Source organism: Burkholderia sp. BCC1208 (assembly GCF_902833095.1).
Taxonomy (GTDB): Bacteria; Pseudomonadota; Gammaproteobacteria; order Burkholderiales; family Burkholderiaceae; genus Burkholderia.
Genome location: NZ_CADFDY010000011.1, coordinates 118,403 through 130,862 on the forward strand (window position 1 = coordinate 118,403; position 12,460 = coordinate 130,862).

Consider the following 12,460-nt stretch of genomic DNA (forward strand, 5'->3'; position numbering starts at 1 on the left):
TTCCGAGCCGCTCTCATCGCCGTCGGTATTGCGTCACGCCGTCCGCAAAAACAACCGACGCGTGAGATCGAACGCGACGAGATTGCCGGCCACCACTAGCAGCAGCCCGATCACCGCGAGCGGGGACCATTGATAGCCCTCGAACACCGTCGACACGGCCAGCGCGACGATCGGGAACAGCACGGTGCAGTACGCGGCGCGCTCCGGCCCGATCCGGCCGACGAGCGTCAGGTAGGCGGTGAAGCCGATCACCGAGCCCGGCACGGCCAGGTACACGAGCGCGCCGAGATAGCGCGGGCTCATGTCGAGCGTGAACGGCATCCCGGCCACCGCGCTGCCGACGGTCAGGATCGCCGCGCCGATCAGCATCGCCCAGCCGTTGGTCGCGAGCGGGTGCAGCCCCATCGACTGCATCCGGCTCGACAGCAGGTTGCCCGCCGAGAAGCACATCGTGCCGGCGAACGCGATCGCGAGCCCGATCCACGTCGCGTGGTCGTCGAGATGGCCGGCCATCTGCTGCCAGAACAGGCAGGCGATGCCGGTCAGGCCGAGCAGCGCGCCGGCGATCGCCGACGGCCGCAGCGGCCGGCCCATGAACAGCCGGCCGTTGATCGAGTTCAGCAGCGGCGCGGTCGAGAAGATCACCGCGACGAGCCCGCTCGGCACGACCTGCTCCGCATAGTAGAAGCACAGGAAATTCAGGCAGAACAGCGCGAAGCCTTGTGCGACGAGAAAGCGCCACGCTTCGCGCGGCGGGCGCGCCGGGCGCCGCATCACGCGCAGCAGTGCGAACAGCACGGCGGCCGCGAGCCAGAAGCGCCACGCGATCGACACGGGCGGCGGCACCGAGCCGAGTTGCCACTTGATCGCGATCCAGGTGGTGCCCCAGATCAGCACGGTGACGAAATAAAGCGACAGGTTCATGGCGGCAATCCGGGAAATCGGGTGAATCGGGATCCCGACTATGCCGCCGCCCCGCGCGTGCCGATTGTCCGGAATTGCGGTCTTTTTCGGGACGCCGCACGCGCCGTCGCGCGGCCGCTTATACTCGGCCCATCATGAGCCTCTCCCTCAGCGCCCCGCCCGTCGACCGCGCCGCCGCCCTGGCCGGCGGCGATCTGCCGTTCGGCCTGCAATCGGTCTGCCGTACGCTCGCCGACGCGAACGCGACGCTCGAGCGCTTCGCGTGGCTAGGCGACCATCTCGCGATCGCCGAATGGACGCGGATCACCGACGAAAGCGAGACGGTGTACGAGCAGCCCGGTCACCACACGCTGTCGTGCTACCTCGACGGCGGCTACCGGACCGAGCGCCAGCGCGTGCCGCGCTACGGCGCGCCGAGCCTGCTGTGCGCATTGCCGGGCGACCACGAATCGCGCTGGTGGGTGCGTGGCGAAATGCATTTCATCCACCTGTATTTCCTGCCCGAACACTTCACCCAGCGCGCGATCCGCGAGCTCGATCGCGAACCGCGCGAACTGAAGCTCGCCGATCGCACCTATTTCGAGGATGCGCGCGTCGCCGCGCTGCTGCGCTCGCTCGCGCTCGACGGCTGGGACGATGCCGACGACCGGCTGCGCGTGAACGAAACCGCCCATGACGTGCTGAGCCTGCTGCTGCGCGGCCAGAGCACGACGCGCACCGACACGTCGTTCCGCGGCGGGCTCGCGCCGGCCGTGCGCCGCCGCGTGCGCGACTACATCGACACGTACCTGACGCAGCCGCTGACGCTCGGCGAACTCGCCGAGGTCGCCGCGCTGTCCGAATACCATTTCTCGCGGATGTTCCGGCTGTCGTTCGGCCGCGCGCCGCACGCATGGGTGGCCGAGCAACGGCTCGCCCGGGCCCGCGAGCTGCTGCGCACGACGGCGCTGCCGCTCGCGCAGATCGCGGCCGACTGCGGCTACGCGAACGCCGGCCACTTCAGCCATCGCTTTCGCGACGCGCACGGCACGACGCCGAATACGTACCGGCGCGCGATGCAGGGCCGCTGAGCGCGGCCCCTCGCCGCTTTTCCGTGCTTACGCGCCGCGCCGCGACAGTTCCTGCTCCAGCGCGGCGACGCCGGCCGGCAGGTCGACCGGCACCTTCAGGTCGACCATCGTGCGGCCGAACGCATGCAGCGTGCGGAACAGGTTGTGTTCGCGGCACTGCTCGCCCATCTGCCCGATCCGCACGATCGGCAAGCCGAACGAACCCGAGATCTCGACCTGGTACTGCTTCGAGATATGGCCGCAGACCATCCCGGGCGTGAGCCCCTCCGGCGTCTCGATTCCGACCACCGAATTGAGCCGGCAGTCCTTCGGCGCATAAAGCTTGAGCCCCATCGATTCGACGCCCGCCTGCAGCGCCAGCGAGCAGCGCAGGTGGCGCGCGAAGCGGCTTTCGAGCGTCTCCGCGCAGACGAGCCGCAGCGCCTCGTGCAGCGCGAGCACGCCCGACACGGGCGCCGTGTAGTGATAGCCGGCGTTGTGCCAGAAGTTCTCCGCGAGCGCCATGTCGAGGCACCAGTGCGCATTCGGCTCGGGGCGATTCTTCATGCGGTCCCATGCGGCATCGGAAAACGCGATCAGCGACACGCCGGGAATCGACGACAGCCCCTTCTGGCCGCCGGTGATCACCGCGTCGATGCCCCACGCATCCATCTCGAGCGGCATCGTCGACAGCGTGCACACCGCGTCGACGACCACCAGCGCGCCGGCCGCCTTCGCGAGCGCGGCGATGTCGCGCAGGTCGCGGTTCCAGACGGTGTTCGACGTCTCGCCCTGCACGATCGTGACGATCTCGGGCCGCTCGCGCGCGATCGCGTCGGCGATCTCGTCGAGGCTCGCGACCGCGCGGTCGGCGACTTCGAGCGTCGCGACGTCGGCGCCGACGCGCGTGGCCATCTCGGCCATCCGCGCGCTGAAGAAGCCGTTGCGGATCGACAGCACGCGCGTGCCGCGCCATGCGAGATTCGAGATCGCCATTTCCATCGCGGCCGAGCCTGGGCCCGCGACGCCGAGCACCCACTTCGTGCGGGTCTGGAACACGTAGCGCGCCATCTCCTTCACCTGCTCGATGATCTTCGCCATCGTCGCGCCGAGGTGGTTGATCACGATCGTGTTCGCCTTGGCCACGGCGGCCGGGATCGGAACCGGGCCGGCCCCCATCATCAGCAGCGGTTCTTCGGGCAGGATCGCGTCGAGCGGCACGACGACGGGACAGGGAATCGGCGAATAATCGATGGACATGGCTGGAAAAAGATGAGGAAAGGAAGTGCTCGGACGCCTGCAGCACGACACGGCACGGCGAACTGATCGATCATTCCGCGTTCCGCCGCCCCGCGCAAGAGGCACGCACGTCCGGACAGCGCGACGCCGGCCCGGTCGCCGGACCGGGCCAGCCGGCCGCGCCCCGCTCGCGCGATGACCGCCGGATTGAAAAGGGATTGCCGGCCGCTTCCGAAACGGTTCCATTCGGGTTCCGCCCACATGATTTTCTCCGCCAATATCAGCAGCGATTCGCCGAAACCGGCGGTTCAGCCTGATTCTCGGATCGAACGAAATGGATCGGCCACGTGATACAAATCGCGGAGCGAATTCGATACACAAAATCCGAACGTGGAAAAAACATCCACTATTGCCGCATGTATTGGGGAACGACTCCGAAACTGCCGCGTCACCGCCCGGCCGATCTTCCGACTATCTTATTGATTTAAATAGGAAATATCCGCCTCCTCGACGCATATCCCAATACCGCGCCGGTTTTCCGGAACGCCCTTGCTGCATTGCAACGTTAAACGGGTACTCGCGATTTCGATTTTACGCAAGCCGCCCATTTTCTCAGGTTGACGGATATAGGTTCTGTATTGAACAATCGTCTGCGGAATCGAAATTCGATTTTCGATACGAGGGAGAGCTGGGGCCGCGCAATGCGCTTTCGATGTTGTGCGGCGATAAATCACAACCAAAATCAATCAACCGGGCCAGAAATACGCAGCCATGAACCAGATTCAGACCATGCGTGTATTCGTCTGCGTCGCCGAGCAGCAAAGCTTTCGGCGCGCGGCGCACCATCTCGGCGTGTCCAATGCGCTCGTCACGCGTTCGATCGCGATGCTCGAGGGCCACCTGAACACACGGCTGATCCATCGCACCACGCGCAACCTGTCGCTCACCGAGGCCGGCGTGCGCTACCTCGATGGTTGCCGTGCGCTGCTCGAGGAGTTCGACCACCTCGAATCGTCCGTCGCGCATGCGGTGCGCGAACCGGCCGGCACGCTGCGCGTCGTCGCGTCGGGGCTGATGTCGCCGCTGGCGCTGACGCCGCTCGTCAGCAGCTTCCGGCACCGCTACCCGGAGCTGCGCGTGCAGCTGACCGTCGCCGAAGGGCCGCTCGACGTGCTCGAATCGGGCTACGACGTCGGCATCGTCACCGGCACCCGGCTCGACGGCAACCCGTCGCTGATCGGCCATGCCCTTGCGCCGAACCCGTTCGTCGCATGCGCGGCGCCGGCCTATCTCGACCGCCGCGGCGAGCCGCGCGTGCCCGACGATCTACCGGGTCACGACTGGGTCACGCTCGCGTCGCACCAGCACGCCCCGACGTGGCAACTGGTCGGTCACGACGGCGTCGCCCATTCGGTCACGGTGCGCCCGGCCTGCACGGTCAACCAGCTCGCGCTCGTGCAGGCGGCGGCCGTGGCCGGCGCCGGCATCGCGGTGCTGCCCGAGCCGTGCGTGGCCGACGCACTCAACCACGGCACGCTCGTGCGCCTGATGGCCGGCTACCGGATCGACGATCCCGACGCGCAGCTGTCGCTCGTCTATCCGAACCGCCAGTACGTGCCGGCCCGCACGCGCAGCTTCGTCGAGCACGCACTCGAGCACTTCGGCGCGCCGGCCTCCCGCGAGCGGACGGACTACGGCTTCCTGCGGCCGGGGCGCGGGCCCGAACACGCCGACATCGTCACGGGCCTGCAGTAAACTGCGCGCGTCAGCCAGTGGAGGTGCAGCGTGCGCGTGATCCTGTTCAGCAGCCGGCAGTACGACGACGATTCATTCACCGCCGCCAACCGGCAGTTCGGCTATCGGCTGCACTTCCAGCCGTCGCACCTCGACGCGGAAACGGCGATCCTCGCGCACGGCTATGACGTCGTCTGCCCGTTCGTCAACGACACCGTCGACGCGGCCGTGCTCGAACGGCTCGCCGACGGCGGCACGCGGCTGATCGCGCTGCGCTCGGCGGGCTTCAACCATGTCGACCTCGCCGCCGCCGAACGGCTCGGCATCGCGGTCGTGCGCGTGCCCGCGTATTCGCCGCATGCGGTCGCCGAGCATGCGGTCGCGCTGATCCTCGCGCTCAACCGCCGCCTGCCGCGCGCCGTCGCACGCACGCGCGAAGGCGATTTCTCGCTGAACGGCCTGCTCGGCTTCGACCTGCACGGCAAGACCGTCGGCGTGATCGGCACCGGCATCATCGGCAGCGTGTTCGCGAAGATCATGATGGGCTTCGGGATGCACGTGCTCGCGCACTCGGTGCCGCCGTACAACGACGAGCTGATCGCGTTCGGCGCGCGCTACGTCGAGCTCGACGAGCTGCTGCATCACGCCGACATCGTCAGCCTGCATTGCCCGCTGCTGCCGTCGACACACCACCTGATCAACGAACGAACGCTCGCGCGGATGAAGCACGGCGCGATGCTGATCAACACGGGGCGCGGCGGCCTCGTCGATGCGCAGGCGCTGGTCGACGCGCTCAAGAGCGGCCAGCTGGGCCATCTGGGGCTCGACGTCTACGAAGAGGAAAGCGGGCTTTTCTTCGAGGATCACTCCGACCTGCCGCTGCAGGACGACGTGCTCGCGCGCCTGCTGACGTTCCCGAACGTGATCGTCACGTCGCACCAGGCATTCTTCACGCGCGAGGCGCTGGCCGAGATCGCGCACACGACGCTGCTGAACATCGAGGCGTGGCATGCGGGCGCTCCGCAGAACGTCGTGGCGGCAAATCGCTGAGAAACAGCCCGTTTGATGCCCCGCGGCGCATCCGCAATCGTTTGCTTGTGGTTGTTGCCGTGCACCGTACCCTATCTCGTCAACAATTCAGTGCATTGTTTCGAATGAAGTAACGTTTCGTGCGCGCCGTCTGATATCGTTGCGCCGACGTCCTTCCCTGCCTTTGCCGCTCATGCGTTTCGACGATTCCGACCTCGCCGCCGTCTACCGCGCCATCTTCGAACGGCGCGACATGCGCCACTTCACGCCGGCGCCCGTCGATCCGGCCGTGCTCGCGCGACTGCTGCGCGCGGCGCACCACGCACCGAGCGTCGGCTTCATGCAGCCGTGGCGCTTCATCCGCATCAGCGATCCCGCCTTGCGCACCGCCATTCACGCACTGGTCGAGGCCGAGCGCCGCGCGACCGCCGACGCGCTCGGCGAGCGCCAGGACGAATTCATGCGGCTGAAGGTCGAGGGCGTGCGCGAATGCGGCGAGCTCCTGGTCGTCGCGCTCGCCGACGGCCGCGAGCGCCATGTGTTCGGCCGCCGCACGCTGCCGGAGATGGATCTGGCATCCACTGCGTGCGCGATCCAGAACATGTGGCTCGCGGCGCGCGCGGAAGGCCTCGGGATGGGCTGGGTGTCGCTGTTCGACGTCGATGCGCTGCGCACGCTGCTGCGGATGCCCGACGGCGCGAAGCCGATCGCCGTGCTGTGCGTCGGGCACGTCGATGCGTTCTATGCGAAGCCGATGCTCGAGGAAGAACGCTGGGCCGCGCGCATGCCGATCGAAGCCTGCCTGTTCGAGAACGGCTGGGACGATCCGGCGGCGATCGACGCGGCCGCTTCGGCTGCCGTGCCGTCGGATACGGCTCCGGACGCCCAAACGGGAACCCCGTCGGACGCCATGCCCGACAGGTCATCCGAACGCATCGTCTGATCCACGGCTAGCAGCCGTCGTCATTCCGGCGCTGAATCGCTGCATATCCCACACTGTGAGCTTCCCGCCTGCCATCCCGTCGCACGCCGGCAACAACCGTTTTGGCCCCAAGCATAGGGGTTTTCACTGAAGTAGAATCGCGGCTGACGTTCGCCTGACCGACCGCCCGTCCCGCGCATCCTGCGCCTGGCTCGAGCGACATCTTTTCCGAGCCTACCGCGATGCCCTTGCCTCTTTTCGCCCTTGCCGTCGCCGCATTTGGAATCGGTACCACCGAATTCGTGATCATGGGTCTGCTGCCGAACGTCGCGCGCGATCTCGGCGTGTCGATTCCGGCCGCCGGGATGCTCGTATCGGGCTACGCGCTCGGCGTGACGATCGGCGCACCGATCCTCGCGATCGTCACCGCGAAGATGCCGCGCAAGCGTGCGCTGATGGGCCTGATCGGGCTGTTCATCGCCGGCAACCTGTTCTGCGCGATCGCGCCCGGCTATGCGGTGCTGATGGCCGCGCGCGTCGTCACCGCGTTCTGCCACGGTGCGTTCTTCGGCATCGGCTCGGTGGTCGCGAGCAACCTCGTCGCGCCGAACCGCCGCGCGCAGGCGATCGCGCTGATGTTCACCGGCCTCACGCTCGCGAACGTGCTCGGCGTGCCGCTCGGCACCGCGCTCGGCCAGGCGTTCGGCTGGCGCGCGACGTTCTGGGCCGTCACCGGCATCGGCCTCGCCGCGGCCGCCGCGCTCGCGGTGTGCCTGCCGAAAAACCTCGCGATGCCCGACACCAGCATCACGCGCGAATTCAGCGTGCTGAAGCACCCGCAGGTGCTGATGGTGCTCGGCATCAGCGTGCTCGCATCCGCGAGCCTGTTCAGCGTGTTCACGTACATCACGCCGATCCTCGAGGACGTGACGGGCTTCTCGCCGCGGCAGGTCACCTACGTGCTGCTGCTGTTCGGCCTGGGGCTGACGGTCGGCGGCACGCTCGGCGGCAAGCTCGCCGACTGGCGCCGGATGCCTTCGCTGATCGCGACGCTCGCGCTGATCGGCATCGTCCTCGCGCTGTTCGCGGGCACGATGCATCTGCCGTTCGCCGCGCTCGCGACGATTTTCGTGTGGGGCATCCTCGCGTTCGCGATCGTGCCGCCGCTGCAGATCATGATCGTCGATCGCGCGAGCGACGCGCCGAACCTCGCGTCGACGCTGAACCAGGGCGCGTTCAACCTCGGCAACGCGACCGGCGCGTGGCTCGGCGGAATGGCGATCGGCTCCGGCGTGTCGCTCGTGAACCTGCCGTGGGTCGGCGTCGCGATGGCCGTCGCGGCGCTCGCGCTCACGCTGTGGTCGGCGTCGCTCGAACGCCGCCCGGTGGCCGTGCCGACCGAATACGTGTAACGCAACCCTGCCGCGATCGTTGCGTACACAACTCCATTCAAGTGTGACGGCCTTCATGGACCTTTCAACGGTCGCGGTGTAGCATCGCGGCCGATGAAAGCCATTCTCAATCGCGATTTCCTCGCGTTGATCCTGAGCGTCGCGGTCGTCGGCCTCGGGACCGGCGCGACGCTCCCGCTTACCGCACTCGCGCTGACCGAAGCCGGACACGGCACCAACGTCGTCGGCATGCTGACGGCCGCGCAGGCCCTCGGCGGCCTCGCGATCGTGCCGTTCGTCACCGCGCTCGCGCGGCGCATCGGTGCGCGCCGCGCGATCGTCGTATCGGTCGTGCTGCTCGCGGCGGCCACCGCGCTGATGCAGTTCACGTCGAACCTGATTCTGTGGGGCGTGCTGCGGGTGCTGTGCGGCGCCGCGCTGATGCTGCTGTTCACGATCGGCGAAGCATGGGTCAACCAGCTCGCCGACGATTCGACGCGCGGCCGCGTCGTCGCGATCTACGCGACCAATTTCACGCTGTTCCAGATGGCGGGCCCGGTGCTCGTCAGCCAGATCGCCGGCGCGACGAGCATCCGCTTCGCGCTGTGCGGCGCGCTGTTCCTGCTCGCGCTGCCGACGCTCGCGACGATCCGCCGTGCGCCGCTCGCCGGCGACGACGCGCATCATGAAGCGCACGGCCGCTGGCGCGACGTGCTGCCGCGCATGCCCGCGCTGATCATCGGCACCGGCTTCTTCGCGCTGTTCGATACGCTCGCGCTGTCGTTGCTGCCGCTCTACGCGATGGATCACGGCGTCGCGAGCGCGACCGCCGTGCTGCTCGCGTCGATCATGCTGTTCGGCGATACCGCGATGCAGTTCCCGATCGGCTGGCTCGCGGACAAGCTCGGCCGCGAACGCGTGCACCTCGGCGCCGGCTGGATCGTGCTCGCGGGCCTGCCGCTGCTGCCGTTCGTCATCGCGAACCCGTGGCTGTGCTGGCCGCTGCTGTTCGTGCTCGGCGCGGCGGCCGGCAGCATCTACACGCTGTCGCTCGTCGCGTGCGGCGAGCGTTTCCGCGGCGCGGCGCTCGTCACCGCGAGCTCGCTCGTGTCGGCGTCGTGGAGCGCCGCGAGCTTCGGGGGTCCGCTGGTTGCAGGCGCGTTGATGGAGCAACTGGGCAGCCACGCGCTGGTCGGCGTGTTGGTCGTCTGCGTCGCCGCGTTCGTCGCGGCCGCGTTGTGGGAACGACGCGCGGCGGTGCAACGCGCGGTCTGATTCGGGTTGGAGTTGGAGTTGGCGTTGGCGTTGGCGTTGGCGTTGGCGTTGGCGTTGGCGTTGGCGTTGGCGTTGGCGTTGGCGTTGGCGTTGGCGTTGGCGTTGGCGTTGGCGTTGGCGCGCAGCATCATGCACCGATACGCATCGGCCCGCTCGTGCCCATCCTCCATAAACGAAAACGGCCCGCGCAATGCGAGCCGCCCTGTCATTCCGTACTACGCGTGACCGACGCGTGACGTTTCGCGCTGCGCTCCGTCAAGCACGCCGCGCCGGCAAAATCCTGCCCGCACACGTGCCGAAGCCAACGCGATAGCCGTCGCCCTGGCACCAGCCGACGAGCGTCAACTCGTCGCCGTCCTCGATGAACGTGCGGCTGCCGCCACCGTTCAGCGCGACCGGCTCCTTGCCGTTCCACGTCAGTTCGAGCAGGCTGCCGAACGAACCCTTCGTCGGCCCGCTGATCGTGCCCGAACCCATCAGATCGCCCACGCGCGTGTTGCAGCCGGCGACCGTGTGATGCGCCAACTGCTGCGCCATCGTCCAGTACATGTGCTTGAAGTTGGTGCGGCAGATCGACGTCGCCTCGGCCGCACCCTCCGCGCGCAGCGTCACTTCCAGCGCGATGTCGAATGCATGCTTGCCCGCATGCTGCAGATACGCGAGCGGCTGCGGCGACTGCTCCGGCTGCGCGACGCGGAACGGCTCGAGCGCGTCGAGCGTGACGATCCACGGCGAGATCGTCGTCGCGAACGTCTTCGCGTTGAACGGGCCGAGCGGCACGTACTCCCACTGCTGGATGTCGCGCGCGCTCCAGTCGTTCAGCAGCACCATCCCGAAGATATGCGCTTCCGCGTCCTCGCACGCGATCGGCTCGCCGAGTGCGTTGCCCTTCCCGACGATGAAGCCCGTTTCCAGCTCGATGTCGAGCTTGCGGCACGCGCCGAACACCGGGCGCTCCTGGTCGGGCAGCTTCAGTTGCCCGTTCGGGCGCCGCACCGGCGTGCCGCTCACGACCACCGACGACGCACGGCCGTTGTAGCCGATCGGCATCTCCGACCAGTTCGGCAGCAGCGCATTCTTCGGATCGCGGAACATCGAGCCGACGTTGGTCGCGTGCTCCTTCGACGAATAGAAATCGGTATAGCCGGGAATCTCGACCGGCAGATGCAGCGTCGCGTCGCGCTGCGCGACGAGCACCTGCGCGCGCAGCGCCGCATCATCGCGCAACCGTGCGTTGTCGTGCGAAAACAGTTCTGACAACTGCACGCGCACGCTGCGCCATGCGTCGCGGCCGAGTGCGATGAACGCGTTGAGCGTCGGCGCGGCGAACGCATCGGCGCCGGCCGGCAACGTCACGAAGCCCGCACGCGCCAGCGCCGCGAGATCGACGATCTGGTCGCCCAGCGCGACGCCCGCACGGCGCGCGCCCTGCTTCGCATCGCTGAAGATCCCGAACGGCAGGTTCTGGATCGGGAAATTGCAGGCGGGATCGTTCGCCGTGTCGACCCAGCTCTTGCGGGCCGGGTCGAGCGTCGCGCGCCAGTCTTGGGTGTCGCTCATCGTTGCTCCGGATTGAAGTGTTTCTGGATGCCTTGCCAGCATTCGAAGTAATCGGCCTGCAGCTGCGCGGTGTCGAGCGCGTAGCGCGTCGGCCGGATCAGCGTGCGGGTTTCGAACATGAACGCCATCGTCGCATCGACCTTGTGCGGCTTCGTCGTGTCGCTCGCCGACGCCTTCTCGAACGTGTCCGCGTCGGGCCCGTGGCCCGACATGCAGTTGTGCAGGCTCGCGCCGCCCGGCACGAAGCCCTCGGCCTTCGCGTCGTACGCGCCGTGCACGAGTCCCATGAACTCGCTCGCGACGTTGCGGTGGAACCACGGCGGGCGGAACGTATCCTCGGCCGCGAGCCAGCGCGGAGGGAAGATCACGAAGTCGATCGTGTCGACGCCCGGCGTATCGCTCTGCGCCTGCAGCACGAGGAAGATCGACGGATCGGGATGGTCGAAGCTGATCGAGCCGATCGTGTTGAACAGGCGCAGATCGTATTTGACCGGCGCGTAGTTGCCGTGCCACGCGACGACGTCGAGCGGCGAATGGCCGATGTCCGCGCGCCAGAGGCGCCCGTTCAGCTTCGCGATCAGCTCGAACGCGCCTTCGCGGTCTTCGTACGCGGCCTGCGGCGTCAGGAAATCGCGCGGGTTCGCGAGCCCGTTCGAGCCGATCGGGCCGAGATCCGGCAGGCGCAACAGTGCGCCGAAGTTTTCGCAGATGTAGCCGCGCGCGTCGCCGTCCGGCAGCGCGACGGTAAAACGCACGCCGCGCGGAATCACCGCGATCTCGAACGGCTCGACGTCGAGCCGGCCGAATTCGGTCGCGATGAACAGGCGCCCCTGCTGCGGCACGATCAGCAGTTCGCCGTCCGCGCTGTAGAAGAAGCGGTCCTGCATCGAGCGGTTCGCCGCGTACAGGTGGATCGCGCAGCCGTTCATCGCGGCAGCCGACCCGTTGCCGGCCATCGTCACGAGGCCGTCGACGAAATCGGTCGGCTCGACCGGCATCGGCAGCGGATCCCACCGCAACTGATTGGGTGGCGTCGGCGGCACGTCGGCCGAATCGCCGAATTCCGACACGAGCCGCTGCGGGCCCGCATACGGCTCGAACGGCCGATGCACCGCGGCCGGGCGAATCCGGTACAGCCACGAGCGGCGGTTGTGGCCGCGCGGCGCGGTAAACGCGGTGCCCGACAACTGCTCCGCGTACAGCCCGTACGGCGCGCGCTGCGGCGAGTTGCGCCCGTGCGGCAGCGCGCCGGGCAGCGCCTCGGTCGCGAATTCGTTCGCGAAACCGCTCAGGTAGCCGGCAGTCGCCGGTTTCGACAGGTCAAGCGTCATCGTTTC

At 67.9% G+C, this 12,460-nt stretch carries 10 protein-coding genes; 6 read left to right on the top strand and 4 right to left on the bottom strand.

Annotated features, from left to right (window positions below; translation table 11 throughout):
- Positions 1-33 precede the first annotated feature (33 nt).
- The gene (locus HWX09_RS25920; RefSeq protein WP_027783670.1) at positions 34-924 is read right to left on the bottom strand and encodes an EamA family transporter; all 891 of its coding nucleotides are present in this window, start codon (positions 922-924) and stop codon (positions 34-36) included.
- A 134-nt stretch (positions 925-1,058) separates the two neighbouring features.
- Here HWX09_RS25920 and HWX09_RS25925 point away from each other — a divergent pair, with 134 nt between their 5' ends.
- Positions 1,059-1,994, top strand: a complete 936-nt coding sequence (locus HWX09_RS25925; protein WP_027783669.1) for an AraC family transcriptional regulator — start codon at positions 1,059-1,061, stop codon at positions 1,992-1,994.
- Between the two features lie 27 nt (positions 1,995-2,021).
- Here the strand turns inward: HWX09_RS25925 and HWX09_RS25930 are convergent, their stop codons facing one another.
- Positions 2,022-3,233 (bottom strand): alanine--glyoxylate aminotransferase family protein, encoded by a 1,212-nt coding sequence (locus HWX09_RS25930; RefSeq protein ID WP_027783668.1) that lies wholly within the window; start codon positions 3,231-3,233, stop codon positions 2,022-2,024.
- 750 nt (positions 3,234-3,983) lie between these two features.
- Between HWX09_RS25930 and HWX09_RS25935 the strand changes: the two genes are divergently transcribed.
- From HWX09_RS25935 to HWX09_RS25955, 5 genes are all read left to right on the top strand, one after another.
- Entirely contained in the window at positions 3,984-4,967 is a 984-nt protein-coding gene (locus tag HWX09_RS25935) for a LysR family transcriptional regulator (protein ID WP_027783667.1), read from the top strand.
- Between the two features lie 30 nt (positions 4,968-4,997).
- Positions 4,998-5,996: a 2-hydroxyacid dehydrogenase gene (locus HWX09_RS25940; protein ID WP_027783666.1), complete on the top strand. Its 999-nt coding sequence runs from the start codon at positions 4,998-5,000 to the stop codon at positions 5,994-5,996.
- Positions 5,997-6,168: 172 nt separating this feature from the next.
- Positions 6,169-6,918: a 5,6-dimethylbenzimidazole synthase gene (gene bluB / locus HWX09_RS25945; RefSeq protein ID WP_027783665.1), complete on the top strand. Its 750-nt coding sequence runs from the start codon at positions 6,169-6,171 to the stop codon at positions 6,916-6,918.
- 221 nt (positions 6,919-7,139) lie between these two features.
- Entirely contained in the window at positions 7,140-8,309 is a 1,170-nt protein-coding gene (locus tag HWX09_RS25950; RefSeq protein WP_027783664.1) for an MFS transporter, read from the top strand.
- Positions 8,310-8,402: 93 nt separating this feature from the next.
- The gene (locus HWX09_RS25955; protein WP_027783663.1) at positions 8,403-9,563 is read left to right on the top strand and encodes an MFS transporter; all 1,161 of its coding nucleotides are present in this window, start codon (positions 8,403-8,405) and stop codon (positions 9,561-9,563) included.
- 255 nt (positions 9,564-9,818) lie between these two features.
- Here the strand turns inward: HWX09_RS25955 and fahA are convergent, their stop codons facing one another.
- Both fahA and hmgA read right to left on the bottom strand, forming a co-directional pair.
- Complete coding sequence (fahA, locus tag HWX09_RS25960) at positions 9,819-11,123, bottom strand: fumarylacetoacetase (RefSeq protein WP_027783662.1); 1,305 nt, start codon at positions 11,121-11,123, stop codon at positions 9,819-9,821.
- The gene (gene hmgA / locus HWX09_RS25965) at positions 11,120-12,454 is read right to left on the bottom strand and encodes a homogentisate 1,2-dioxygenase (RefSeq protein ID WP_027783661.1); all 1,335 of its coding nucleotides are present in this window, start codon (positions 12,452-12,454) and stop codon (positions 11,120-11,122) included. Before hmgA ends, fahA begins: the two co-directional genes overlap by 4 nt.
- Positions 12,455-12,460: the final 6 nt, after the last annotated feature.

Coding starts and splice junctions, on each gene's coding strand:
- HWX09_RS25920 (WP_027783670.1), bottom strand. CDS start 924: ATGAACCTGTCGCTTTATTTCGTCACCGTGCTGATCTGGGGCACCACC.
- HWX09_RS25925 (WP_027783669.1), top strand. CDS start 1,059: ATGAGCCTCTCCCTCAGCGCCCCGCCCGTCGACCGCGCCGCCGCCCTG.
- HWX09_RS25930 (WP_027783668.1), bottom strand. CDS start 3,233: ATGTCCATCGATTATTCGCCGATTCCCTGTCCCGTCGTCGTGCCGCTC.
- HWX09_RS25935 (WP_027783667.1), top strand. CDS start 3,984: ATGAACCAGATTCAGACCATGCGTGTATTCGTCTGCGTCGCCGAGCAG.
- bluB (WP_027783665.1), top strand. CDS start 6,169: ATGCGTTTCGACGATTCCGACCTCGCCGCCGTCTACCGCGCCATCTTC.
- HWX09_RS25950 (WP_027783664.1), top strand. CDS start 7,140: ATGCCCTTGCCTCTTTTCGCCCTTGCCGTCGCCGCATTTGGAATCGGT.
- HWX09_RS25955 (WP_027783663.1), top strand. CDS start 8,403: ATGAAAGCCATTCTCAATCGCGATTTCCTCGCGTTGATCCTGAGCGTC.
- fahA (WP_027783662.1), bottom strand. CDS start 11,123: ATGAGCGACACCCAAGACTGGCGCGCGACGCTCGACCCGGCCCGCAAG.
- hmgA (WP_027783661.1), bottom strand. CDS start 12,454: ATGACGCTTGACCTGTCGAAACCGGCGACTGCCGGCTACCTGAGCGGT.